This is a genomic window from Bifidobacterium felsineum, from assembly GCF_002802915.1.
GTDB lineage: Bacteria > Actinomycetota > Actinomycetes > Actinomycetales > Bifidobacteriaceae > Bifidobacterium > Bifidobacterium felsineum.
The window spans coordinates 125,981-152,301 of record NZ_PEBJ01000002.1; the positions used below are offsets into that span (position 1 = coordinate 125,981).

Sequence of the window (26,321 nt, forward strand, 5' to 3'; positions counted from 1 at the left end):
TGAGTGCAAATGCGACTGCGCTCGCACGCTCTGCGGGTGTCATGCCACCCATGATAAGCCATGAATCGTGTCTGATGTGGTCATGAGACCCCATACATGTAGAATCAGACGCGATATGGCACGTACAGCATCTTCAAACAGCACTCGATCACGCAAGTCCGCAAACGGCGATTATGGTTCTACACATGATGGAGAAACCAGAATCCAGCCGGAAATTGATCTTGAACCCGAGCCGCTATGGCATAAGGTTCTGCTTGCTATTCCACGCGCATTCGGCTCCGGCGTGCGCGCGGTGACCGGCGTGGGCGAATACGACCCCGCATACCGGCGTGATGGGCTGTGCTTCCTGCTCCTGATACTCGCAATCTTGTTCTGCGCGTCCGAATGGTTCCGGGTGAATGGGCCGTTCGGTCAATTGCTCCACGCCATGGCATCCGGAGTACTCGGAGTCATGAGTGTGGTACTGCCAGTGTTGCTTGCCGCCGTGGCCTTCCGACTGATGCGCAACTCTGGTCGCGGATCCAGCAACCCAAGAGTCATCACCGGCTGGGTGCTGCTCATGTGGTCGATTTGCTCGATCATCGATGTAGCGGTCGCCTCCAGCCACACCACATTCGACATCACCGTTCTGCAATCCGCCGGTGGACTCTTCGGATTCTTTCTGGGCTCTCCACTGGCTTGGGGCCTTTCCGCCGCTTTTGCCATCGTGGTGTTCGTGGTATTCGGTCTGTTTTCGCTGCTTATGATTACCGGCACCCACGTGACCGATTTGCCTGAGGATGCGCACAAACTGATGGCATTCGTACAGCGCAAGCCTTATGCGCCTAAAGGTGAGGCTTCGGATGCTGCCGGTGACGAGCGCTCGCAATTCCCCAATGAGGTGCGTTTGGGCGACGCCACGATTGCGTTCGCCGATGGGGTGCCGGCGCACGATGGCACGGATGATGAGAGCGCTGACGAGGAGCAGGCCAGTGGCAAGCCCAGCTGGCTCTCCCGTCTGTTCGGACATAAGTCCAAGACTGAAGATGATAAGAGGCTTGACCGATATGCCGCCGACGATCCGTTCGACCGCGCGGCAAGCCAGCATGGTGCCACCGCCGAGACGCCGGTGGTGGATTCCTCGACTGGTGAGATTCTTGATGGTACAGATGCCTCTGGCGCAGGCGGACGCACGATTGTCTCATCCTCCTACGATGGCCGCCCGCATGTGGCAGGTAATGCTCCATTCGCCGATGATACGGCTGGTGCCGCCACCACGGCCCTGGGTGGGGGAGCGGGTGCCGTTGCTGGTGCTGCTGGAGCTGGCCTGCCGCGCGTTATCTCCGGCGGAACGACCGTGGCTATGCCTTCAGGATCCGGCCCCGATGGCACTACAGTAATGCCGTCGGGCAATGCCGCCAACGATCCGTGGGCGCCGAGCGCGGCTGCTGCTGCGGCTGCCGTGGCTGGAAATGCCACGGCACCATACGCGGGCGCCGATGCGGACGGCAGCGGTGTAGGCCAGTCCGGAGCGGTCGCTGATGGTGATGCTGACGCTGCGGGTGCCGATGATGATGCGAACCGCCCGTATCAGCTGCCCGACTTGAACCTGTTGACCAAGGGGCAGCCGCATGCGATGCGTACCCCGGCCAATGATCGTGTCATCCGAGCGTTGACCTCCACGTTCGAACAATTCAACGTGGATGCCAAGGTGGTAGGCTTCCTACGCGGCCCGTCCGTCACCCAGTATGAGGTGGAGCTCGGTCCCGGCGTCAAAGTGGAGAAGGTCACCAATTTGCAGCGCAATATCGCGTATGCAGTGGCCAGCTCCGACGTACGAATCCTTTCCCCGATTCCCGGCAAATCCGCCATCGGCATCGAAATTCCGAACGAGGATCGTGAAATCGTGCATTTGGGCGATGTACTGCGTTCCGACAAGGCGGTCAATGACCCGAACCCGATGCTTTCCGGCATCGGCAAGGATGTGGAAGGTCACTTCGTCACCGCTGATCTGACCAAGATGCCGCATCTGCTGGTGGCCGGTGCCACCGGTTCCGGTAAGTCGAGTTTCATCAACTCGATGCTGACCTCCATCATCATGCGCGCCACACCTGAGCAGGTACGTTTGATTATGGTCGATCCGAAGCGCGTGGAACTTTCCGCCTACGCTGGCATTCCACACCTGTTGACGCCGATTATCACCGATCCGAAGAAGGCCGCGCAGGCGCTGGAGTGGGTGGTCAAGGAGATGGATGCCCGCTACTCCGATTTGGAATACTTCGGTTTCCGTCACGTCAAGGATTTCAACGAGGCCGTACGCGCCGGCAAGGTGCATGCGCCGCTCGGCTCCAAGCGCAAGGTGGCTCCATACCCGTACATCCTCGTGGTGGTGGACGAGATGGCTGATTTGATGATGGTGGCCAAGAATGATGTGGAAAGCTCCATCCAGCGCATCACCCAGCTCGCACGAGCCGCAGGCGTGCATCTGGTGCTTGCCACGCAGCGCCCGTCCGTGGACGTGGTGACGGGCCTTATCAAGGCCAACATTCCTTCCCGACTGGCGTTCGCCACCTCTTCGGCCACTGACTCCCGAGTCATTCTGGACACGGTGGGTGCGGAAACCCTGATTGGTCAGGGTGACGCCCTGTTCCTGCCGATGGGCTCAGCGAAGCCAATCCGTGTGCAGGGTTCGTGGGTGTCCGAATCCGAGATTCGTAAGGCTGTGGAATTCGTGCGAACCCAGCGTAAGCCGAAGTATCGCGAAGACATTGAGGAGATGGCCAAGGAAGCCGAAAAGAAGGGTGGCGCCGAGATAGACGAGGAGATCGGTGACGATATGGACGTACTGCTGCAGGCCGCAGAGCTCGTGGTCACCTCGCAATTCGGTTCCACTTCCATGCTGCAGCGCAAGCTCCGTGTCGGTTTCGCCAAGGCCGGCCGCCTCATGGATTTACTGGAATCCCGTGGTGTTGTGGGTCCGTCTGAAGGCTCGAAGGCACGCGAAGTACTCGTCCAGCCGCAGGATCTCCCGCAGGTGCTTGCCTTTATCCGAGGCGAAACCAGCTCGTTGACGCCATCCGCTCCGGCGCAAGGCGAACTCGGTGGGGAATAGACGTTTTTCAGCTGACAGTCAGCTTACTGTTACCCAAGGTAGAAGTGTGGGGGTAACGTGAACAGTATGAGTAGTGAATCAACGGATAAGCAGGCTGAGGTAAAAGCCAATCCCAAGGCATCGATTTTCGATGGTTGGAATGCGCCGCCGAACCTGGTCACATATTCGCGCATCGTACTGGTGATTATTTTCCTGGTGCTGGATGTTATGGCTGGCGAATGGGGAGCAGACAATCTCACACTGCGCTGGGTGGCTGCGGTACTGTTCATCATCGCCGCCTCCACCGATAAGATCGACGGCTGGATGGCACGCAAGTACAATCAGGTCACCGAAATGGGCAAGCTCATGGACCCGATCGCGGACAAGCTGCTGACTTGCGGTGCGATGATCGTATGCTCCGTATTCGGCGAGCTCGGCTGGTGGGTCACTGCCTTGTTCCTGATTCGTGAGATCGGCATCACCGTTATGCGTTTCTTCGTGATGGAGCGTCCGGGCGGCAAAGTGATCGCCGCCGCTTGGCCGGGCAAGCTCAAGACCGTATTCCAGTGTGTGGGCCTTTCGATGCTTCTGCTGCCGATGTGGACGTTGGATAACAGTGCCACCACGCCAATGTGGCTCACAGGTTATTACTTCCTGACCTACACCATCATCTACGTGGCGTTGGTACTGTGCCTATACTCCGGCGGCGTGTATCTATATAACACGTTCGTGGCGCCGAAGAAGGCCGAGCAGTAAAGCGGCAAGGTTCATCTTCGGCTTCAGCCAGAGATGAAATCGGGGTGGGATGCGGCTAAGGTCGCATCCCATTTTCATAACATGATGTTCATGATGTACAGGGATAGGTTGCATGAACGGATTACTTGCGGTGGATGATCGGAAAAGAATCGTTTGAAAGGGTTGTGACAATGTGCGCGGTAAACACTGGGGATATGGATTTGAATCAACTGCGTCAAGCCTGTGATGATGCGGCCGCGCGGATTCTGAAGATCTGCGAGGTTCGTGGGGCGAAGATCTCTTGCGCGGAATCGCTGACCGGGGGATTGCTTGCGGATGCTTTTGTGCGCATTCCCGGTGCTTCGAATGTGTTCCTTGGCTCGGCGGTCACCTATGACATCAAAGCCAAAGCATCCGTGCTCGGCGTCGATCGTGATCTGCTCGCTCGCGAGGGTGCCGTGCATCCCGAGGTCGCGCGGCAGATGGCGGCTGCAACGGCGAGGCTCTACGATCAGCCGGAATATAAGAGTCGTATCATCGGTCTTTCCACCACCGGCGTGGCGGGCCCCGGCCCGGATGGAGATAAACCTGCCGGACTGGTTTATACCGGTTTCCGTATTCCTTCGAGCCTTCGAGCTAACGGCAATGAGCTTATCGAAGCCATTGAATTGCGCCTTTCCGGCACGCGTGAAGCGGTGCGATTGCAAACCGTGTTCAACGTGCTTATCCGTTTGGAACGGCTACTTCATTAGTGCATCAGCCAAACTTGAGTCTATTTTCAGCAACTTTTCAGGAATAAAACCGTGGGTATGTGGTGTTGAACCTTATGGAAACAGTGAACAGGCCTGGAAGGGGGCTAAGGCGATGGAAACGATGACGCCAGTGAATGAGCAAATGGATGTTACCGTCAAGACTCCGATGAGAGTGCAACCAGGTGTTGCACGTATGCGTGAACTCACTCCGGCCCAGCGCCGTGCAGTGGTTTTTGCCCAGCAGCAGGTCTTGAAGGCTCAGGCGGCCAAGCGGGCCAAGGATGAGCGCGAGGCCGCTCGTGCTCGTATGCGTCAGGAAGAAGACAATGAAGTACAGCCGCGTGCGGCTGTGGTGAAGAGCGTGACCGCCGAGGCCGCTCCTCACGATGTGTCTCTGCGCGAGGCAATCGGTCATGTGTTGCGCGACTTGCGCACGCGCGATCGTCGCACATTGCGCGAAGTGTCCGAGAAGGCAGGGGTGTCTTTGGGGTATCTCTCCGAAGTCGAGCGTGGCCAGAAGGAGGCCAGCTCCGAGCTGCTCAGCTCGATCGCGGATTCGCTTGGTGTAAGCACCGCGCAGATGCTGCGTATGGTCGCGGATTACCTCGACTCGGTTGCTGAATAATGATTCTCGGTTGCGCGAATTATGCGCAACGGGTGAGCCTGTAGCTGCTATGGCTACAGGCTCTTTTTGTTGATGCCATCTGCCGTGTTCGCCAGGGTGTGGCACACTGTCGGGTATGCGTGAACGTGAATTTTGGGAGTTGCTGGAAGAAGTGTTCGGCCGCAGCTATGGCCGCTCACTGGCGCAAGATCAGAGGATGCCCAAATTGGCGAATATGACGGCAGTCGAGGCGCTTGATGCCGGTGAGGAACCACGCGTGGTCTGGAATGTGCTGTGCGACCAGATGGAGATACCGGATTCCAGGCGTTGGGGGCATGATCATAATGCGCCTCCGATGCCGGCGGCATGATTCATGTCTGGATACGATGCCGTTTTGCGGCAATTCGGGCGTGTTGTTCGCTGATTTCGAACAAATGTTCGTGTGTTGTTCTATAGTTATCCACAGCGAGATGAAGCCACATACATGGTTGCGGTAGCGCTTTGAACTCGGCAAAGCCTTATGGCAGTAGGGTTTGATGGTGTTCGTGCAGCGTATGAGGGCAAGCTCGAACCACATAGGTCGTTCGAGCTTGCTCCTAGGGGCGATGCCCGCATACGGTGGAATAATCAACCGCACGCGACTTCGATAAGGAGAAGATCATGGCACAGGAAACCAAGTCGGCTCAGAAACCGGCAGGTGCGGCCGAACACGAGCTCGATCCCAAGCGCAAGGCTGCGCTGGACGCCGCATTGGCTCAAGTGGAGAAGAGCTTCGGCAAAGGCTCGGCAATGCGGCTGGGGGACAGGCCGGAGCAGAACGTTGAGGTGATTTCCACTGGGTCCTTGGCGCTGGATATGGCCCTCGGCATTGGTGGTCTGCCCAAGGGACGCATTGTCGAAATCTATGGTCCTGAGTCATCGGGTAAGACCACGCTGGCATTGCATGTGGTGGCCAATGCCCAAAAGAAAGGCGGTGTCGCCGCTTATATCGATGCCGAACATGCGCTGGACCCGGCATATGCGCGAAAGCTCGGCGTGGATACGGATTCGCTGATTGTCTCTCAGCCGGACAATGGCGAACAGGCATTGGAAATCGCCGATATGCTGATTCGCTCGGGTGCCTTGGATGTGATTGTCATTGATTCGGTGGCCGCGCTGGTGCCGAAGGCTGAAATCGATGGCGATATGGGAGACAGTCATGTCGGTCTGCAGGCACGACTGATGAGCCAGGCATTGCGCAAGATGACCGGTGCGTTGGCGCAGGCTGGCACCACTGCGATTTTCATCAACCAGTTGCGTGAGAAGATCGGCGTGTTCTTCGGCAACCCGGAAACCACCACTGGCGGTAAGGCGCTGAAGTTCTATGCGTCCGTGCGAATGGATATTCGCCGCATTCAGACCATCAAGAATGGCGATGAGGCTGTCGGCAACCGAACGCGCGTCAAGGTGGTGAAGAATAAGATGGCTCCGCCGTTCAAATCCGCTGAATTCGACATGCTCTATGGCGAAGGCATCTCCCGCGAGGGCTCGGTTATCGATATGGCCCAGCAAGTCGGTGTGGTCAAGAAGTCTGGTTCCTGGTTCACCTATGAGGGCGATCAGCTTGGCCAAGGCCGTGAGAAGGTCCGCCAGTTCCTGAAAGACAACCCGGCCATCACCGAGGAAATTGAGAACAAAGTCAAGGCCCAATTCGGTCTCATTGCACCGTCCGATCAGTTCGCGGAGGATGAGGAGGCTGCTGCCAAGGCAGCTGCCAGCGAAGCTGCCGCAGCGGATGCAGCCAAAGACAGCAAGGCCGCTGCAGTCAAAACCGCGCGTGCGGCTAAGGCCGAGCCGGTCAAAGATGCCGCTGCTAAGGCCTGAACGTGATTAGTGCGGAAGCATTCCTGCAGCACAATCCGGTTGTGCTGCAGGATGGTGAGAGTCAGGGACCTCAAGATGATCGCCTATCGTATGTCGAGGCCGGTGAGTCCCGGTCTCGGTGCGAGGAACATCCTCACGCCTTCAAACGAGGTGGCAGGACCACGCGCGTGAAGGCAAATAAGGGGAAGACCTCCCTGTGGAATTCACGGTCGGCCGGATCTGCAACCGTTGAAAATCCCGATGATGGTGATGCCTGCCGTGAAGCGGCGTTGCGTTTGCTTGATGCTGCGCCGCGCTCGTCAGGTGCGTTGCGCGATCGTTTGATTGGCAAGGGATATGCTGAGCATACGGTCGATGGTGTAATTGACCGTTTGATTGCGGTACATCTGATCAATGACCTCGATTATGCGCAATCGGTGGTTCGTATATGCGCGAATCGCATGATGGGCCGCCGCGGCACCATGATGGAGCTTGCCCGTAAGGGTGTTGATCATGCGCTAGCTACTCAAGTCGCGGATGAAGCCGAGCGGAACGGTGTGTTTGAGGAAGCCGCATGGGAACTGGGCCGACGTGTGGCACATAAGACCGAGGGCTTGGAACGGCAGGTGCGGCAGCGCCGGTTTTGGTCGGCAGGTGGCCGCAAGGGCCACAATCCTGCAACTCTGCGGGAAGTCGCCGAAGCGTTGCTAGTGTGATTGCCGAGCTTCCTGGTGCTGCTCTTCTCCACACCATATGTATAATTGCACCCTTGAGACCTCTTGATGGCCGCGGCCGTGAACTTCATTGGAATCGGCTGAGGAACTTCCGGGCTCCATAGAGCACGATGGCGGATAACGTCCGCCCAGGGTGACCTGAGAGATAGCGCAGCAGAGAACAGACCGCCCGTCCTCGACGGGTAAGGGTGAAACGGCGGTGTAAGAGACCACCGGGCCTCTGGTAACAGCAGGCCGCATGGCAAGCCTCATCGGGAGCAAGGCCAAGCAGATGGCGGTAAGGGCTGCTCGCCCGTGCCATCGGGTAGGCTGCTAGAGCTTGGCGGTAACGTCAGGTCGAGATGGATGGCCATCCGTGTTGTGCGTTCACGCGCAACACGACAGAACCCGGGGTATAAGAGGTCTCAATCAACTTCTTTCCAAACCCTCAGTCTATGTGCTGTGATGTTTCGTAATCGGGCCAGCAAAGAAACATATTGCTTTAAGCAAGTTACCGGGCGAGTTGCCAAGGATTCACGCATTGTTCGTCTACAATGAAACTTACCCAAGCGGTGATGATGCCGTTTGGACCACATATAGCGGGTAACACCGCTTGAGTCACTAGGAGGTCAACATGGAAATCGTCGTTACCGGACGTCACACGCAGATCAAGCAAAGGTTCCGTGATGTTGTTGAGTCCAAGATGAATCGTGTGACCGCTATCGCCCCGGATGCTCAGCGCGCGCAGATTGTGCTGACCCATGAGGGCAATCCGCGTCAGGCCGATACCGCCAAGCGCGTGGAAATCACCGTTATCGCGGGCCGCACTGTGGTGCGTGCCGAAGCTTCCAGCACGGATGAGTTCAGTGCGCTGGACATGGCGCTCGATAAGCTGACGCTTCGTCTGCGCCGTACCCGCGATCGCCGCAAGGATCATCGTCGTGGATACACCAACCCGGTGCCGGTTGATTTGGGCGTCGCCGCTCCGGAGCCCGAGGTCGAGGAGGCTGAGGAAGAGCCGAACAACAGCCCTGCAGCCGCAGTCGCTTCCGATCTTGGTCCTGGCGAATCCGTGGAGGTCCAGGTTGGCGATACGCCGATCGTCATCCGTCGTAAGCTGCACATCGCGGAGCCGATGAGCATCGACGAGGCCCTGTACGAGATGGAACTCATCGGACATGACTTCTTCCTGTTCGTCAACAAGGAGACCGGTCGCCCGTCCGTCGTCTATCACCGTCATGGTTGGAGCTACGGTGTCTTCGAGATTGATACTCCGGAGAATGTCAAGAAGGATTGATTGATTACCGCTGTAGTGCGCTAATTCAATAGTCGATAGGCCGCTTTCCGAAAAGGGAAGCGGCCTTTTTCATTGCAGATTTCTCATGGCTGTTGATGACTTCTTTATTGCGATTCTATTTTTTCGTAATTTGGTCGAAAAAAACATGCAAGCTGGAAAGGGAGCGGTATTCTGGTACGCGGAACCACCGAAATCAATCAAGGGAGAACCCAGTGGTCGATATTGTTGACAAAGCCCTTCGCATGGGCGAAGGTCGTCAGATCAAGAAACTCGAGAATGTCGCCAAGGCCGTGAACGCCCTGGAGGATGAAATCTCCGCCCTGTCCGACGAGGACCTCAAGGCCCAGACCCCGAAGTTCAAGCAGCAGCTGGACAACGGCAAGAGCCTGGATGAAATCATGCCTGAAGCATTCGCCACTGTGCGTGAAGTCTCCAAGCGCACCCTCGGCCAGCGTCATTTCGACGTGCAGCTCATGGGCGGTGCCGCTCTGCACTGGGGCAACATCGCCGAAATGAAGACCGGTGAAGGCAAGACCCTGGTGGCTACCCTGCCGAGCTACCTGAACGCGCTCGAAGGCAAGGGCGTGCATGTGGTCACCGTCAACGACTACCTGGCCAGCTACCAGAGCGAGCTGATGGGCCGTATCTACCGCTTCCTCGGCATGTCCGTCGGCTGCATCATCACTGAGCAGAAGCCGCCGGAGCGCCGCAAGCAGTACAACGCTGACATCACCTACGGCACCAACAACGAGTTCGGCTTCGACTACCTGCGCGACAACATGGCCTGGGAGAAGGCCGACCTTGTGCAGCGTGGCCATCATTACGCCATCGTCGATGAGGTCGACTCCATCCTGATTGATGAAGCCCGTACCCCGTTGATCATCTCCGGCCCGGCCGAAGGTGACGTGACCCGTTGGTACCGCCAGTTTGCCAAGCTGGTGCTGAAGCTCACCCGTGACGAGGATTACGAGGTCGACGAAAAGAAGAAGGTCGTCGGCATTCTGGACCCGGGCATCACCAAGGTCGAAGACTTCCTCGGCATCGACAACCTGTATGAGCCTGCCAACACCGCCCTGATCGGCTACCTCAACAACGCCATTAAGGCCAAGGAACTGTTCATTAGGGATAAGGATTACGTCGTCACCCAGGGCGAAGTCCTCATCGTCGATGAGCACACCGGCCGTATCCTGCCGGGCCGCCGTTACAATGAGGGCCTGCACCAGGCCATCGAGGCCAAGGAAGGCGTGGAAGTCAAGGCCGAAAACCAGACCTTCGCCACCATCACCTTGCAGAACTACTTCCGCATGTACGACAAGCTCGCGGGCATGACCGGTACCGCAGAAACCGAAGCCGCCGAGTTCATGAACACCTACAAGCTGGGCGTGCTGCCAATTCCGACCAACAAGCCGATGATCCGCAAGGATCAGGACGATCTCATCTTCCGTACGAAGAAGGAAAAGCTCGCCGCCATCGTCAAGGACGTCGCCAAGCGTCACGCCAAGGGCCAGCCGGTGCTGCTCGGTACCGCTTCCGTGGAAAGCTCCGAAGTGGTCTCCACGCTGCTCGATGTGGCCAAGATTCCTCACCAGGTTCTGAACGCCAAGCAGCATGAGAAGGAAGCCGCCGTTGTGGCTGTGGCAGGCCGCAAGGGTGCCGTGACCGTGGCCACCAACATGGCCGGTCGTGGTACCGATATCATGCTCGGCGGCAACGTCGAGTTCCTCGCCGATGCCAAGCTCAAGTCCGAGGGGTATTCGCCGGAAGACACCCCGGAGGAGTACGAGAAGCGTTGGCCGGGCACTCTGAATGAAATCAAGGCCCAGGTCAAGGACGAGCATGAGGAAGTCAAGAAGCTTGGCGGCCTGTACGTGCTCGGCACCGAGCGCCACGAATCCCGCCGTATCGACAACCAGCTGCGTGGTCGTTCCGGCCGTCAGGGTGATCCAGGCGAATCCCGCTTCTACCTGTCCCTCGAAGACGATCTGATGCGTCTGTTCAACACCCAGCTCGTGGCCCAGGTTATGGCCAAGGGTATGGAGGAAGGCCAGCCCATCGAATCCAAGTCCGTGACCAAGGGCGTGCGCACCGCACAGAAGGCCGTGGAATCCCGCAACTACGAGATTCGTAAGAACGTGCTGAAGTACGACGACGTGATGAACAAGCAGCGTACTGTCATCTACTCTGAGCGTCAGGCCGTGCTCAAGGGTGAGGATATTCACGAGGATGTCGAGCGCTTCATCGCCGACACCGTGGAATCCTATGTCAAGGGTGCTGAAAAGGGCTCCGATAAGCCGAAGGATTGGGATTGGGAAGGCCTGTTCAAGGCGCTCAACACCGTGGTGCCCACCAAGGTGACCATCGATGAGGCCAAGGAAGCCGCCGGCAAGCTCAAGGGCGAAAAGGCCGTTGAAGCCGTGCGTGATCTGATCGTCAAGGACGCCAAGGAGAAGTACGACGAGTTGGAGAAGACCATCGGCGAAAAGGGTCTGCGTGACCTCGAGCGTCGTGTGGTGCTCGCCGTGCTCGATCGCAAGTGGCGCGAACACCTCTACGAGATGGACTACCTGAAGGACGGCATCGGTCTGCGTGGCATGGGCCAGCGCGATCCGCTGGTCGAATACCAGCGTGAAGGCTACCAGATGTACAACTCCATGATCGAAGCCATCAAGGAGGAGTCCGTCCAGCTGCTGTTCCACATTGACGTCAAGCAGGTAGCCGCCACCCAGGATGACAGCACCACTGATGATGAGGATGCCGCCGTAGCCGCCGCCGAAGGCGCAACCGGTGTCTCCGAGTCTGCTGACGGTGCTGATTCCGCCGCAACCGTGGCCGCAGGCCCGGATGAAGACGGTGAAAGCGAGGAGGAGGCCGCTGAAGGCGAAACCGAGGAGGAATCCGAGGAAGATGCCGAGGAGAAGCAGGCCATTGCCGATTCAGCCGCTGCATCCGCTGCCGGCGATGCCACCCTTCCGGTGGCGGGCCCGGCTCCAATCAGCCACGCTGAAGGCAAGGTTCCGGTTTCCAAGCGCCCGAAGAGCGACGAGCTGAAGACCCCGTGGGCCGATGGCCGTACCTTCCCGGGTACCAGCAAGAACGCTCCGTGCCCGTGCGGTTCCGGTCGTAAGTACAAGATGTGCCACGGCCAGAACGAGAAGTGATCTGATTCGTCTGCAATAGTTCACTAGCAAATGGGGGACTGCCTGAAGAGGTGGTCCCCCATTGGTGTCTTTGAGCGCGTCTTGTTGTGTTTATTTCACTGCGAACCCTTGGGAGACCGCATAGATCTTCAAACGCCGCTCCCACTCGTCGAACAGGTCTTGACTGCGACCGCCCGGTCGCAATGCCGGAACAATCAGTCGCGCGAATTCCGCATCAAGCTGGCTGTAGAACGGCAGGTTATCCCAATCCCTATTGACGCGTTCTGCTGACTTGGCATAGACGTCATAAATCGGCTGATCGAAATACGGGTCGATGGTACCGCGGCGAGTCAAATCCTCCACATAGCCAGCGGCAGCGGACACGCCACCAGGCGCGCGCAATTCCACTGAAACCGGATCAAGTTGGAACCATTTGAGGAACGTCATCGCGGCTTCCAAACGCTTAGGTGGCAATCCAGCGCTGACCGCCAATGTCGAACCGCCGATTTCCGCCGTGGTCACTTGGCTGGGATCCGCAAATGCCGGCGGCAATGTGACCTTCCATAATCCTCGATCCGCAGGATACGACATCGAAAGAATCTTGCCAAGCCAATTCGCATAGGTCACTGTGAGATAGGTTCCAGATTTGGCACGCATATACCGGTTATCCCACATAGGCTCTGCATTCAACGCGCCATCGTCAATGCACTGCTGAATGAATGTAGCCACGCTGCGTACCAGATCGCTGCGCATATGGAAGATGATGGTGGAGTCATTCTCCACCGTCCACGGTCGGACGCATGCCGAACGGAAGAACGAGAGATAGTGCTGTACGTCTGTGGTGTCAAGAACTCCCATGTACCTGTTGGGATTGCGAGCATGCAGCGCCACGCCGGTCTCGTAGAAGGCGTCCCACGTATCAGGCACCTTGATGTGGTAGTGGTCGAACAAATCAGCCCGATAAAACATGACGGTTTGCGACTGATCGCCCGGAATGCCATAGAGTTTGCCGGCGTAATGGGCCGATTGCCATGCCGCACGATCCACCTTGGGGGCAAGCTCCTGTTCTATCGCCTTGCTGGATAGATCCTGCAACGCACCCGATGCGGCAAGCTGGGGGAGCGCGGTCCGTTCAAGATTGATCAGATCCGGAACCGAACGATGATTGATCACACGCTCCCAGTACAGCGATAGCGTGTTCTCCTGCGTGCGTCCTTCGATGGGATCGATGACGATATGCGGATGCGTACGCATGAACTCGTTGATTCGCGGCATGGTTTCGTTGAACGCATTCGACAGCATGGTCAGCACGATGGTATCGCTTGAGCGTCTGATCTCCGCATATGGGCCCAGTTTCATCGTGGAACGCTTATGGGTGTTCAGCGAATCGCGCTTGACGAATTCGGCGGCTAGTGTGATTGGCTCGGGACGTATGCCAGCTGGGTTGCGGATGGTCTGCACCAATGCATCCGCAGCTCGTTCGGCCACCTGATCGCTCTTCAAATCGATGGTGCTTAATGTAGGCGTCAGCAGCGAAGCCATTTGCGTATTGTCGAAGCCGATTACCGACACATCTTCCGGAATACGCAGTCCATTGCGGCGTGCGGCGATGATGAACCCGGCTGCGAGCGCATCATTGAATGCAAACACGGCATCGGTGGGGCGAATGAGGTACTGTTCCATGGCGGCGCTGCCGCCTGCGACACTGGGCTCGCATTCGCGCACCACACGATAGGTCATGTCATAGCGAAAAGCCGCGGACCGAATATAGCGCCGGCGATATTCATTGGACCATGAACTGGCGGGGCCCGCCAAATAAGTGATGGAGGAATGGCCGCTTTCTTTGAGCGCGTGTACGGCGTCATCGATGGCCCTGGCCACATCCACAACCACACTGTTTAACCCAGGAGCTGTGCGATTGATCAGTATGATCGGTCGCACCATCATGATGCGTCGAATGTCCGGTTCGCTTAACCTCGAGGAGATCAGTACCACGCCGTCCACATTGCGCATCACATATGACATGGCCTTACGCTCCATGGACGGTTTTTGATCGGTGTCCAATGTGATCAGACCGTATCCTCTGGCGTCAAGTTCCCGCTGCAGGGTATTGATGATGCCGGCATACAGCGGGTTGGTCAGCGTCGGCACAATGGCGGCGATCATGCCGGTTGAGGGGAGAGCTTCGCCATCCGACTGCTCCGTCTGCGTCAGATAGCCGAGTTGTTCGGCGATGCGGCGAATGCGGAATTCGGTTTTGGCCGCCACTCTGCCTGGCTGGCTCAGCGCGCGGGATACGGTGGAGGGATTGACTCCGGCCTGTCGGGCGATGTCGTAAATGGTGGCTTTATGCTGCGACTGCGCCATGATTTGACTTCCTTTCAGCGGCATTGCCCAAGCGAACAAGAACGTTCGGCAATATTATGGCAACCTTTGGCAACAAATGCAACGGGCTTGCCGGAATGCACGAATATGAATCATGTCAGCGATGCGCGGCACGTGGAAGCGCCCAACATCGCGGAAAGCAACCAACAGACAAGTTCACCTGGAGGAACCATGTCTATTTCCATCACAGCCACCACAACAGTGACTGGTGCGACGCCATCCAAGTCCGTGGCATACGCGGTCGAGGACATCGAGCGTGATTTGAAAGCCACGGTGACGCCGTCCGATCAGGAGGGTGCGAATATCGTGCTGGTCGAGGGCCCGCACAATCCGGAAACCTATGAAGTGCGTGTGGCGGACGGCAATCTTGAAATCCATGCCGGTGATGACTTCGGTTTTATCTACGGCCTGTACGCGGTCAGCCGTGAAGTGCTTGGCGTCAAGGACTTCTGGTTCTGGAATGACCAGCATTTCGAACCGGTGCCGTCCATCGAAGTCGCCGACGATTTCGCTTTGACCAGCAAGCCGACCGCCGTCAAATACAAGGGCTTCTTCATCAACGATGAGGTACTGCTCGAAGACTGGAAGTACGACAACGATTCCGACAAGACCTGGCGACTGGCCTTCGAAACCGTCTACCGTCTCGGCGGCAACATGGTCATTCCCGGTTCCGGCCAGCGCGGTGAGCCGCACTTGAAGCTCGCTCAGGATATGGGCTTCTATATCAACCAGCATCATGCCTGCCCACTTGGTGCCCGTATGTTCGCGGCAGCCTATCCGGGTGTGCAGCCGAAGTGGCCGGAGGAGGAGCCTCGTTTCGAAGCCCTATGGCGTGAAGCCATCGAAGCGCAGAAGGGCAAGCGCACCGTATGGACCCTCGGCTTCCGTGGGCAGGGCGATCAGCCGTTCTGGAACTTCGATCCGCGGTATGCCACCGATGAGGCGCGTGGCAAGCTGCTCTCCGAAATCATTCAACGGCAGTACGACATGGTGCAGGCCGCCGATCCGGGTGCGCAGTGCTGCATCTACCTGTACGGCGAAGCCATGGAACTCTACCGTGCCGGCGTGCTGACCTACCCGAAGCAGGTGGCCAAGATCTGGGCCGACAACGGATTCGGACGCATGGTTTCCCGCCGTCAGGAAAACAACAATCCGCGCGTGCCCGCCATGCCTACCAACGATGGCGACAACGGCATCTACTACCACGCCAGCTTCTACGACCTGCAGGCCGCCAACCACACCACCGACATCACCAATGACCCACGTCTCGTGGCCAAGGAACTGGAGGATGTGATTGTCAACGGCGGCGACGACGTGTGGATTGTCAACGCCTCCAACATCAAGCCGCATGTCTACTTCCTGAACTTCATCGCCGCCATCTGGCGTGAAGGCAAGATTGACTTCGAGAAGGTAGCCAAGCAGTACATCGCCGACTACTACGGCGAAAGCAATGTGGATGCCGTCTTCGATCTGTACGAGGAGTACTGGAAGTCCGCGGTACAGTACGGCCCCAACTGGGATGACCACGCCGGCGAACAGTACTTCAACCATGTGCCACGCATGCTCATCACCCAGTGGCTGCGCGACAAGCAGGCTCCGGCACAGGATCTGCGCTGGATGCACGACGGCAAGAACCTCAAGGAACAGATTGACTTCTACCGCAATCTCATCGCTCCGGCCGTCAAGCGTTACGCCGATCTGACCGACAAAGTGGAACTTGCCGCCATCTCCGCCGAACTGCGCGGCGAGGAGGATGCCGCCGAACTCATCCGCGACTCCATCGGCGTGGAAGTCGGCATCTACGAGCATTCGGTGGCCGCATCGGTACATGTGTGCGACGCGCTGCTCGCCGGATACGACGAGGACTGGCAGCACGCGTTCTACAATGCCGGACTCGCCTCCGACGAGTTCACCGCCGGCGACCATGCGATGCGCGACCGCGAACACGGCAAGTGGGAAGGCTTCTGGCGTAACGACTGCCTGACCGACATCAAGCAATCCGCCTGGGTGTGCGAGCAGCTCATGGGTTACTTGCGTTGCGTGGGCGATGGTCCGCACTATTTCCAGTGGCTGCGTGACTTCATGTACCCAGCTTGGGAGAAGGACGTGTTCGTGATCATGAACATGGAGAACCACCCAACCGACCGTGAGATTTTCGCCGCCATGAAGGCTAAGTGGGGCAAATAAATCTCAATGTCGTGGCCTCTTCTGAATGAGGAGGCTCCCGCGCAGCGAGTGGGGAAGCGACCCATACAGCAATGTCAGACTTCCCCTAGTCACACTTCTCTCTCCAGCTTCCTGCATACAGAAGCGGAGGGGTAAGAAAAAGAAAAACCGTGCTTGGCTTCCAAGCACGGATGGAGAAAGGAATGCTGTAATGTCACAGCAGACAGCAGCTCCCGAGGCTAAGGTGCCTCAGGGACGCAAAATTACAATGAAGAACGCTTTCGGCTTCGCCTTGGGCGACTTCTATGGTGGTGGCTTCGGCCAGATTGCCACGTACCTGCCGGTGTTCTGGGTTACCTTTGCTGGACTTGCCATCGATCAGTCCACCGCCATCATGGGTATCGCCACGATTCTGTCGGCATTTGCGGCACTGGTCATCGGTTCTTTGTCCGATAACTTCTACCGCTACCGTATCGGACGTAAGTTCGGTCGTCGTCGCTTCTTCCTGATTGCCGGCATCCCAGTATTGCTGGTCACCATGATCGTATGGGTCCCGGGTCTGCCGGTGTGGCTGTACTTCATCGGCTACGCACTGTGGATCATCGCCAACCAGCTGATTATGACCCCGTACTCGACGCTGCCGACCGAGATGACCACCGACTTCAACGGCCGTACCAAGCTGTCGACCGTCCGTATGTTCATCTCCGGTGTGACCACCGCCATCATCCCGCTCATCATGGCCGCTGCGCTTAAGGGCTTCGGTGAGCAGCACTCGTACTCCTACCAGATCTCGATGGTCGGCCTAATCCTCGTCTTCTGCATCGCATTGTTCGTGTGCTACAAGTCCACTTGGGAGCTCACTCCGGAAGAAGCCGGTTTCGACGTTGCCAAGCTTGAGGCGGAAGCTAAGCAGCCGTTCAACTTCGGCAAGTGGCTCAAGGGCTTCGGCCAGGTGTTCGTGGACTACTTCTCCACCCTTCGTATCAAGTCCTTCCGTAAGCACGTGCTCATCTACCTGCTTGGCCAGACCTTCATGGATGTGTTCGGCCAGACCTGGCTGTTCTTCGTGATCTACAACTGGAACAAGACCGCAGCCTTCGCGTCCCTGCTGCTCAGCTGCGCTCTGATCGGCGAGCCGCTCAAGCCGGTGTTCGGCTGGCTGTTCACTAAGTTGGGACCGCGCAAGATGTTCTCCCTGAACTTCGCGGGCGGCATCCTCGGCCTTGTTGGTCTGTTCGGTCTGTGGAAGGCACAAGGCACGATGGCGGACAGCACCTGGACCATTCTGGCCTTCGTGGTGACCATCTGGTGGCTGATCTTCCGCGCTATGGTCTGGTTCATTCCGTGGAACGTGTTCCCGTTCATCCCGGATGTTGATGAAATCGTCACCGGTAAGAACCGCACTGGTGTGTTCGTTGGTTTCCAGCTCTTCCTGCGCAAGCTGACCTCCGGCTTCGCTACCACCTTCATCGGCATGTACCTGGCCTCCACTGGCTTCGTCAAGCCGGCCAAGGATGCCAGCGGCGTGATGCAGTACCCGGACCAGCCGCTTTCCGCACAGAACGGTATTGCCTTCGTGTGCATTGGCTGGGTCATCATTGGTTTGCTTATCGCTTGGGGCATCGCGCTGACCTTCAAGCTTGACAAGCGCACGGACGGCATTCTGCTCGCTGAGATTGAACGTTTGAAGAACGGCGGTAGCAAGGCGGACGTCACGCCTGAAACCAAGAAGGTTGTCGAGCAGCTCACCGGTGTCAAGTACGAGAAGTGCTGGCCGCAAAAGGCTGAGTGATCTGATAGTAGCTCGGCAATGAGAACCGACTCATCGAGAACGGTTCATCGGCGAGAGGCTCCCTTTGTAACAAGGGAGCCTCTCGCGTCATATTCTGCAATATGGAAGTTTGCATCTCATGAAACGCGAGGCCATTACAATGAGCCGCGTTACTAGCTATCGGGCGCAAACGTGCGTCAAGGAGGAACAATGGCAGAGATCACATGGAAGTCGATTCTCACCAAGCTGGTTGGGGGAGACCACCTGAGCGCCGAGGAATCCGAGTGGTTCGTTGATGATTTGATGAAGGGCAACGCGAATCCCGCAGCAGTGGGTGCGGCGCTTGCCATGCAGCAGCAGCTGGGATTGACCGCCGAAGAAGTGTCCGGTGCGGCCAAGGCCATGGTGTCGCACGCAATTCCGCTGAACGTTTCCGGTGAAACCACCGATATCGTGGGCACCGGTGGCGACGGCTTCGCCACTGTGAACCTCTCCACCATGGGTTCCGTGGTTGCAGCCGCTGCCGGTGTGAAGATCGTCAAGCACGGCAATCGTGCCGCATCCTCAAAGTGCGGTGCCGCCGATGTGCTCGAAGCATTGGGCTTGCCGCTCGATTTGAAGCCAGAAGCCGTAGGCGAGGTCGGTGACGAAGTGGGTATCACCTTCGCGTTCGCTCGCACCTTCCATCCAGCCATGCGCTTCGTAGGACCGATTCGTGCGGCCCTCGGCATTCCTTGCGTGTTCAACGTGCTGGGACCGCTGACCAACCCGGCCAAGCCGGCGCACGTGGCCATCGGCTGCGCCAATCGCGCCATGAGTCCGATTATGGCAGGCGCCTATGCTGCTGCAGGCCAGTCCGGCATGGTCTACACCTCGCATGAGGGCATGGATGAGCTCGCTCCCACCGGTCCGGTCTCCGTCTGGGAGATTCGCGACGGCAAGGTCACCGAGACCGACTTCGACCCGACCGTTGATTTGGGCTTGAAGAAGATCGACGTCGCCGATCTGAAGGGCGGTGAGCCGGAGGTCAACGCCGCCGCCTTCCGTGACTTCGTGGCCGGCAAGGACGTTCCGTCCCGCTCCACCGCATTGCTCAACGCCGCTTCCGCCATCGTGGCAGACGGTCATCTGGTGGGCAATGGCTCGCTGGCCGAGCGCTTCGCTGAAGCCTACAAGATCGCCGAGGATGCCGTTGATTCCGGCAAGGCCGAGACCCTGCTGAACAAGTGGATCGAAACCGCCAAGTCCAAGGCGTGATTGACCAGCTAAGACATTGACAGGCTTATTCCTGCACATGAGATGTAGGAATAAGCCTGTTTCGTTTCGTGGCTATGGAGTGTCCACGTCGCACTGTCTGACGCTGATGCCAGCGTGCTTGTACTCATGGCTTTGTGGCGTGGACGCTGCCACGCTCGATGAACATCGCTTGCTCCATCACGGTTTGTGCCCCACCCATGTTGGAGCGTCGTATTCTATGTAGCAGTAACTGGGCGGCGTTGTGGGCGTTCTGCTCCACCGGCAGATGGATCGTGGACAATGTTGGATTGGTGAATGCGGACATAGGAATGTCGTCGAATCCAATCACTTTTACATCGGCTGGTATATGAATGTCATTGCCTTGCGCGGCAGCCATGAATCCGATGGCCATGATGTCGTTGAAAGCGAACAATGCGTCTGTGGGATGTCTGAGGAATTTGCCGATGGCTTTGAATCCGCTTTCCATGGTGGGTTGAGTTGCTCGAATCTGCGTTACCGACATGCCGAGCCGTTTCGCCTCATGAACGATAAGGCTATGTCGATTGCTGTCGGACCAGGACGATGAGGGCCCGGCCAGATATGTAATGGTGGATACGCCTGCAACCTGCAGAGAAAGCACCGCCTGGCGTACGGCATTCCGCGTATCGGAAAGCACCTGATCGATGCCTGGCACGGATCTGTTGATTATCGCCAGCGGCATGGTATCGGCGATTTTGCGCAGTTCCGCTTCTCCAGTTCTTGGGGCGATGAGCACGGCTCCGTCGATCTGTTGCATCCACACGTTGCTCAGAAGTTTATGCGCAAGCATGTTCTCCATGGTGTCCGAAACGATGACTGTGTATCCATGGGAAGCCATTACGTTCTGCACCACTTTGATGCAGGTTGATTGGAATGGATTGGCGATATCCGGTGCAACGACCGCGACCAAACCGGTACGTTGCGTTGATATGGTTGCGGCGGCCGACTCATCGAGTTGCCTGATTTTCTTAGGCATGTCGTATCCAAGCTGTTCCGCGACCGATCGGACGTTCGCGATGGTGACGGAGGATACGAGTCCCGGTCTGGATAATGCCCGTGATACAGTCGCCGGACTGACCCCGGCTTCCTTGGCGATGTCGTATATTGTCACTTTCTTGTGCATCACTGATTGATTATGATTCGTAATGAAACTTTTTGCAACAAGAATTGCAGGTGTGCGATTCTTGCGAGACTAATCGTGTTCTGATTCACAGATGATTCCACACAGTGTCAATGGAGTTGTGGGGAATCGAAAAAGAAAGAAGCAATCATGTCTCAGGCAATAAGTGCGACCTTAACGCGAAAGCGCAAGGTCACTATCGGTAGCGCACTCGGATACGCCATCGGCGATTTCTACGGCGGCGGTTCCACCACCCTTACCGGTACGTATCTGGCCTTGTTCTGGACCACATTCGCCGGATTGGACATCGCCCAGGCTCAGAGCATCATCGGTGTCGCCACCATCGTCAGCGCCGTGTCTTCCATCATCTTCGGATCCCTGTCCGATAACTTCTACCGTTACAAGCTTGGACGCAAGTTCGGCCGTCGTCGTTTCTTCCTGCTGCTCGCCTCCCCGCTGGTGCTGATCACCTCGCTGATGTGGATTCCGAGCCTGCCGTTCGTGGTGTACTTCGCGCTGTACACGCTGTTCATTGTCGTGCTGCAGATGTTCCTGGTCTCCTACTCGTCGCTGCCTACTGAGATGACCAGCGATTACAATGGACGCACACTGCTCTCCACCGTGCGTATGATCGTATCCGGCGTGTCCACCGTGGCCATTCCTGCTGTCGGCGGTTGGATGCTGTCAACGATTGGCGAAGACAAGGCCATTTCCTATCAGTCTTTCGCCATCGGCATCACGGTTCTGTTCGCCATCGTCCTGTTCATCGTCTCCCGCACCACGTGGGAGATGACCCCGGAGGAAGCCGGATACGATGTGAACAAGATTGAGGCAGAGCAGAAGCAGCCGTTCAGCTTCTCCCGCTGGTGCAAGAACGTTGGCAAACTCGCTGCGGACTACATCTCCACCTTCCGCATCTCCTCGTTCCGCAAGTTCATGGGCATCTACCTGCTGAGCCACTGCATGATGGACATCTTCGGACAGACCTTCGTGTTCTTCGCGATCTTCTGCTGGGGCAAGAACACGGCTTTCGCCTCCATGCTGCTGTCGTTCGCCGTCATCGCGGAATTCTTCAAGCCGGTGTGGGGCCTGCTGTTCGCCAAGATCGGACCGCGCAATATCTTCCAGCTCGCCTTCGGACTGGGCATTCTCGCACTCGGTGGGCTGTTCGTCACATGGAAGTTGCAGCCCACAATGGATGACGGACAGTTCGTCATGGTGGCAATCGCCGCCTGCATCTTCTGGTTCATCGCCCGTGGCCTCATCTGGTTCCCTTGCTGGACGGTCTTCCCGTTCATCCCGGATGTCGATGAGCTCGTTTCCGGCAAGAACCGCACCTCCATTTTCACTGGCTCCACCTACTTCATCGCTCGTATCCTGAAGGGATTCGTGTCCATGGCCATCGGTGCCTACCTGGCATATGTAGGTTTCGATTCCAAGGCCGCCACCGCCAGCGCCGGTGTACAGAACGGCATCGTGTTCGTGATGATCGGTTGGACCGTCATCGGCCTCGTGCTCTCCTGGATCATCGCCCTGACCTTCAAACTTGACAAGCGCACCGACGGCATTCTGAACGACGAGATCAACCGTCTCAAGAACGGCGGTAACAAGGCTGACGTCACCAGTGAGACCAAGAAGGTTGTGGAAAGCCTCACCGGCGTGCCGTACGAGAAGTGCTGGCCCCAGGCACAGGCCTGATCCGATATTCAGGTGACGGGACCTTTGAGCCTTGGCGGTATATCCCTCAGAGCAGATGGTCCCGCCACCTTCCTTGTATGATTGACCGCTTGTGATGAAGGAATGAAATCATGACAATCAATACCCATGAATTTGACCACGACGTACTGGTCACGGACACCACGCTGACCATTTGGTGGCTACTGCCCGACGACGCCACTCCTGTCCGTCGTTTCCGTGTGTCTCTCGACGGCGGCAAACCGGTGGAACTTACTTTGACCCATTACACATTTGAGGATCTCGAACCTTCCAGCACGCATACGGTGGAGGTCGACTACGACGCCGACGGCTCCGGAGAATTCGTGCCGCTGCTGACGGAGCACGCCGCCACCGCTCCGGTGAAGAAGCGCCTCGATGTGAGCTTGCCGCCATACAATGCCGTGGGCGATGGAGCCACGCTTAACACCGATGCCATCCAACGTGCACTGGACGACTGCGATGCCGATCATCAGGTCGTCATTCCCAAGGGTGTCTTTCTCTCCGGCGCCCTTCGTCTGCACTCCAATACCGAACTGGTCATCGAACATGGGGGCGTGCTGCAGGGCAGCTCCAAGCCGGCTGACTATGAGCCGCGTATATGGAGCCGATTCGAGGGCATAGAGGGCGAACGGTATTCCAGTCTGCTCAACATTGGCGAGCTTGACCATTCCTCGTCATTCAACTGCGAGAACATCGTCATTCGCGGGCATGGTTCCATCCTCGGAGGCGGCGTGGAACTCATGCAATCCACCATCGACCAGGAGATGGAGCGGCTCAAGGACAAGTTGATTGCGTTGGGCGACAGGATCGCGGAGTTCGAGAAGCCCACCACGTTGGCCGGTCGAGTTCGAGGACGACTGATCAACGTGTCCAACGGGCGCAACATCGTCATCAGTGGTCTGACCGTCGGCATGGGACCGGCATGGAATCTGCATTTTGTATACAGCGATCACGTCACGGTTTCGGATTGCACCTTCGTGTCGCGAGCTGTTTGGAATGGTGATGGCTGCGATCCTGATTCATCCACGAACGTCGCCGTATTCGGCTGCGCGTTCGAAACCGGCGATGATATGGTGGCCATCAAGTCGGGCCGTAACCCGGAGGGGAACGTCATCAACCGGCCTACTGAACACGTACGCATCTTTGACTGCAATTCGTTGTTCGGCTGGGGCATTGCCATCGGTAGTGAAATGTCCGGTGGCGTGAGCGATGTTGAAGTATGGGACTGCGACATGTCTCGCACCGCCTATGGTCTGGAAGTCAAAGCTACGAAGAAGCGTGGCGGATACGTGCGTGATGTGCGTATGCGCCAATGCAAGACATCCCGCATTATGATTCATTCGGTGGGATACAACGATGACGGCGAAGGCTCCGACGTGCCGCCGGTGTTCGAGAACATGGAGTTTCGTGATGTGCGTCTTATCGATCGGTTCGATCCGAGCACGGTATCCGGTGGTTCGATAGGCGATATCGATTGTGACATCGACGTGCAGGGCTTCGACGTGCCTGGATATGAAGTGCGTGATGTTGCATTCCATAACATCGGCTTCACCATCGCGCCGGATCGCAAGACGTCGGATGAGGATCATATGAGTATCCGTCTTCGTCATACCCGGAATGTTGTGTTTGATGGCATTGAGTCATGAATAGTGAAGCGAAGCCGCTTTAGATCAAATGCCAACGATGCCATGATTGTAGGGGAAGCGATCATGGCATCGTTGGCATGGCCATATGAATGCAACTTTGGCAACAAGTGGCAACGACAGGTCGCACGCCGATATGCTGGGGCATATATCCGACCGATGAAGGTCTGAAATCATTGGAGGAACACTGTGAGTTCGTTTGCGGAATTCGGCACGCTGGTCAAAAACCGGCATAAACCGAAAGACAAGCCGAAGGATACCAAGGTGGCACTGGGATTTCTTGCCCCTTGGCTGGTCGGTGCCATATTCCTAAGTCTGATTCCAATGCTGTACTCGTTGGGCATCTCATTCACCAAGTACAACATGATCAAGCCGCCGCAGTTCGTAGGGCTTATGAATTACCGGCATATGCTCGCCGATCCCAGATTCATCAATTCTCTTACTGTCACGCTGACTTACGTGGTCGTCTCCGTGCCATTGCAGCTTGTTGCCGCCCTTGCACTTGCGGTGATGCTGGACCACGGCATGAGAGGACTTGCCTTCTATCGCTCCGCTTTCTACCTGCCTTCCATGCTTGGCGGCTCGGTGGCTGTAGCCGTACTGTGGAAAATGGTGTTTGGCTCGGACGGCTTGTTCAATGCGTTCCTCGGCCTGTTCGGCATCGACACCTCTATGAGCTGGATAGCGAACCCCGACACCGCTAATTGGACGTTGATGGCCCTGCACATCTGGCAGTTCGGCTCGCCGATGGTCATCTTCCTCGCCGGTCTTCGCCAGATTCCACGTGAATTATACGAGGCGGCCAGTGTGGACGGCGCCGGCAAATGGCGCCAGTTCCGTTCCATCACTTTGCCGATGCTTTCGCCGATCATCTTCTTCAACCTCGTGATGAGCGTGATCAACTCGTTCCAGACCTTCACGCAGGCATACGTGGTCTCTGGCGGCACCGGCGGCCCGTCCGACTCCACGTTGTTCTACACGTTGTATCTCTACCAGCAGGGTTTCGCGTCCCTTCGCATGGGATACGCCTCCGCATTGGCATGGGTCATGGTGCTGATTGTGGCCTTGCTGACCGGTATCAACTTCGCTCTTTCCAAGTTCTGGGTGCATTACGATGATTGATGTTTCGATGAAGAACGCCGCGACCAATCCCGGCGAATCCCTGAAAGATCGCACTGCAAGCGAAATGCGTGCCGTTTACCGCAGACAGGCCTATGATGAGCTCGGTTCCGGTGCGGGCATGCAGGCCAATCGCGGTCGACGTATCGGCCGTGTGATTGTAGCCGTGGTCAAACAGATTGTGGTGTTGCTGCTGGCGATCCTCATGCTGTATCCGATTCTGTGGATGATTGCCAGCTCTTTGCGCCCGCAAAGCGAGATTTTCACCAATATGGGACTGGTGGTCACCCATCCGGTTTGGCAGAACTACGTGGCCGGATGGAACGCGCTGAGCTACCCGTTCGGCCGGTATATCCTCAACTCGCTGATCATCGTGGTGTTCGCCATCATCGGTAACATCCTCACCTGCTCGATGGCCGCCTATGCCTTCGCCCGGCTCAACTTCCGGTTCCGTGGAGTGCTGTTCGGATTCATGCTCCTGATGTTGATGATTCCAATTCATGTGATTGTGATTCCGCAGTACATCATGTGGAACTCTCTGCACATGATCAACACCTTCGTGCCTCTGATTGTGCCGAAGTTCCTCGCCATGGACGGGTTCTTCACCTTCCTGTTCTATCAGTTCCTGCGTGGTTTGCCTCATGATCTCGATGAGGCGGCCAAGCTGGATGGTGCCGGCCACGTGCGCATCTTCTTCCAGATCTTGCTGCCGTTGATGAAACCCGCCATCGGCACCTGTGCGGTGTTCACGTTCATCTGGACGTGGAACGACTTCTTCAGCCAGCTGCTCTATCTCACCAAGCCGGATATGGCCACTGTGCCGATAGCGTTGCGTACGTTTATCGACTCGCAATCCCAGTCCAGCTACGGTCCGATGTTCGCGATGAGCGTGGTCTCGCTTATTCCATTATTCCTGGTATTCACGTTCGGACAGAAGTACTTGGTGCAAGGCATCGCCACCACCGGCGGCAAGTGA

Annotated in this window: 18 protein-coding genes, 1 other RNA gene and 1 pseudogene; 17 read left to right on the forward strand and 3 right to left on the reverse strand. The window is 57.2% G+C overall.

Features of this window, described 5'->3' with window-relative positions:
- Nucleotides 1-82 precede the first annotated feature (82 nt).
- The 10 genes from CSQ86_RS04130 to secA all read left to right on the forward strand — a co-directional run bounded on the left by CSQ86_RS04130 (nt 83) and on the right by secA (nt 12,171).
- Nucleotides 83-3,091 carry an FtsK/SpoIIIE family DNA translocase gene (locus CSQ86_RS04130; RefSeq protein WP_423734804.1) on the forward strand — a complete coding sequence of 1,003 codons (3,009 nt, stop codon included), beginning with the start codon at nt 83-85 and terminating at the stop codon, nt 3,089-3,091.
- Nucleotides 3,092-3,157: 66 nt separating this feature from the next.
- Entirely contained in the window at nt 3,158-3,826 is a 669-nt protein-coding gene (gene pgsA, locus CSQ86_RS04135; RefSeq protein ID WP_165773737.1) for a CDP-diacylglycerol--glycerol-3-phosphate 3-phosphatidyltransferase, read from the forward strand.
- A 194-nt stretch (nt 3,827-4,020) separates the two neighbouring features.
- Nucleotides 4,021-4,557, forward strand: a complete 537-nt coding sequence (locus CSQ86_RS04140) for a CinA family protein (protein WP_165773738.1) — start codon at nt 4,021-4,023, stop codon at nt 4,555-4,557.
- A gap of 112 nt (nt 4,558-4,669) precedes the next feature.
- Entirely contained in the window at nt 4,670-5,182 is a 513-nt protein-coding gene (locus tag CSQ86_RS04145; protein ID WP_100493868.1) for a helix-turn-helix domain-containing protein, read from the forward strand.
- Nucleotides 5,183-5,297: 115 nt separating this feature from the next.
- Nucleotides 5,298-5,531 (forward strand): DUF3046 domain-containing protein, encoded by a 234-nt coding sequence (locus CSQ86_RS04150; RefSeq protein ID WP_100493869.1) that lies wholly within the window; start codon nt 5,298-5,300, stop codon nt 5,529-5,531.
- A gap of 290 nt (nt 5,532-5,821) precedes the next feature.
- Nucleotides 5,822-7,024, forward strand: coding sequence for a recombinase RecA (recA, locus tag CSQ86_RS04155; protein ID WP_100493870.1), 1,203 nt, complete (start codon nt 5,822-5,824; stop codon nt 7,022-7,024).
- A 2-nt stretch (nt 7,025-7,026) separates the two neighbouring features.
- Nucleotides 7,027-7,719, forward strand: coding sequence for a regulatory protein RecX (locus CSQ86_RS04160; protein ID WP_100493871.1), 693 nt, complete (start codon nt 7,027-7,029; stop codon nt 7,717-7,719).
- A gap of 54 nt (nt 7,720-7,773) precedes the next feature.
- An RNA gene (rnpB, locus tag CSQ86_RS04165) (RNase P RNA component class A) lies at nt 7,774-8,148 on the forward strand.
- A gap of 202 nt (nt 8,149-8,350) precedes the next feature.
- A complete protein-coding gene (gene hpf, locus CSQ86_RS04170; protein ID WP_033890100.1) occupies nt 8,351-9,013 on the forward strand; it encodes a ribosome hibernation-promoting factor, HPF/YfiA family in 663 nt (220 codons plus the stop codon).
- Between the two features lie 212 nt (nt 9,014-9,225).
- Nucleotides 9,226-12,171 (forward strand): preprotein translocase subunit SecA, encoded by a 2,946-nt coding sequence (secA, locus tag CSQ86_RS04175; RefSeq protein ID WP_100493872.1) that lies wholly within the window; start codon nt 9,226-9,228, stop codon nt 12,169-12,171.
- Between the two features lie 90 nt (nt 12,172-12,261).
- On the opposite strand, the gene CSQ86_RS04180 is transcribed toward secA, so the two are convergent.
- Entirely contained in the window at nt 12,262-14,517 is a 2,256-nt protein-coding gene (locus tag CSQ86_RS04180; protein ID WP_165773739.1) for an extracellular solute-binding protein, read from the reverse strand.
- 189 nt (nt 14,518-14,706) lie between these two features.
- Between CSQ86_RS04180 and CSQ86_RS04185 the strand changes: the two genes are divergently transcribed.
- The 3 genes from CSQ86_RS04185 (at nt 14,707) to trpD (ending at nt 19,729) form a co-directional block, all read left to right on the forward strand.
- Nucleotides 14,707-16,722: a glycosyl hydrolase 115 family protein gene (locus CSQ86_RS04185; protein ID WP_165773740.1), complete on the forward strand. Its 2,016-nt coding sequence runs from the start codon at nt 14,707-14,709 to the stop codon at nt 16,720-16,722.
- Between the two features lie 190 nt (nt 16,723-16,912).
- Nucleotides 16,913-18,493: an MFS transporter gene (locus CSQ86_RS04190; RefSeq protein WP_165773741.1), complete on the forward strand. Its 1,581-nt coding sequence runs from the start codon at nt 16,913-16,915 to the stop codon at nt 18,491-18,493.
- 189 nt (nt 18,494-18,682) lie between these two features.
- Nucleotides 18,683-19,729: an anthranilate phosphoribosyltransferase gene (gene trpD / locus CSQ86_RS04195; protein ID WP_100493876.1), complete on the forward strand. Its 1,047-nt coding sequence runs from the start codon at nt 18,683-18,685 to the stop codon at nt 19,727-19,729.
- A 124-nt stretch (nt 19,730-19,853) separates the two neighbouring features.
- Here the strand turns inward: trpD and CSQ86_RS04200 are convergent, their stop codons facing one another.
- Nucleotides 19,854-20,723: a LacI family DNA-binding transcriptional regulator gene (locus tag CSQ86_RS04200; protein WP_243387609.1), complete on the reverse strand. Its 870-nt coding sequence runs from the start codon at nt 20,721-20,723 to the stop codon at nt 19,854-19,856.
- 15 nt (nt 20,724-20,738) lie between these two features.
- A pseudogene (locus CSQ86_RS10100) lies at nt 20,739-20,870 on the reverse strand (LacI family DNA-binding transcriptional regulator); the annotation flags it as partial.
- A 147-nt stretch (nt 20,871-21,017) separates the two neighbouring features.
- Between CSQ86_RS10100 and CSQ86_RS09895 the strand changes: the two are divergent.
- The 4 genes from CSQ86_RS09895 (at nt 21,018) to CSQ86_RS04220 (ending at nt 26,321) form a co-directional block, all read left to right on the forward strand.
- A complete protein-coding gene (locus CSQ86_RS09895) occupies nt 21,018-22,565 on the forward strand; it encodes an MFS transporter (protein ID WP_100493878.1) in 1,548 nt (515 codons plus the stop codon).
- Nucleotides 22,566-22,675: 110 nt separating this feature from the next.
- Nucleotides 22,676-24,229, forward strand: coding sequence for a glycosyl hydrolase family 28 protein (locus CSQ86_RS04210; protein ID WP_100493879.1), 1,554 nt, complete (start codon nt 22,676-22,678; stop codon nt 24,227-24,229).
- A gap of 186 nt (nt 24,230-24,415) precedes the next feature.
- The gene (locus CSQ86_RS04215) at nt 24,416-25,348 is read left to right on the forward strand and encodes a carbohydrate ABC transporter permease (protein WP_100493880.1); all 933 of its coding nucleotides are present in this window, start codon (nt 24,416-24,418) and stop codon (nt 25,346-25,348) included.
- 7 nt (nt 25,349-25,355) lie between these two features.
- The gene (locus CSQ86_RS04220; RefSeq protein WP_100493881.1) at nt 25,356-26,321 is read left to right on the forward strand and encodes a carbohydrate ABC transporter permease; all 966 of its coding nucleotides are present in this window, start codon (nt 25,356-25,358) and stop codon (nt 26,319-26,321) included.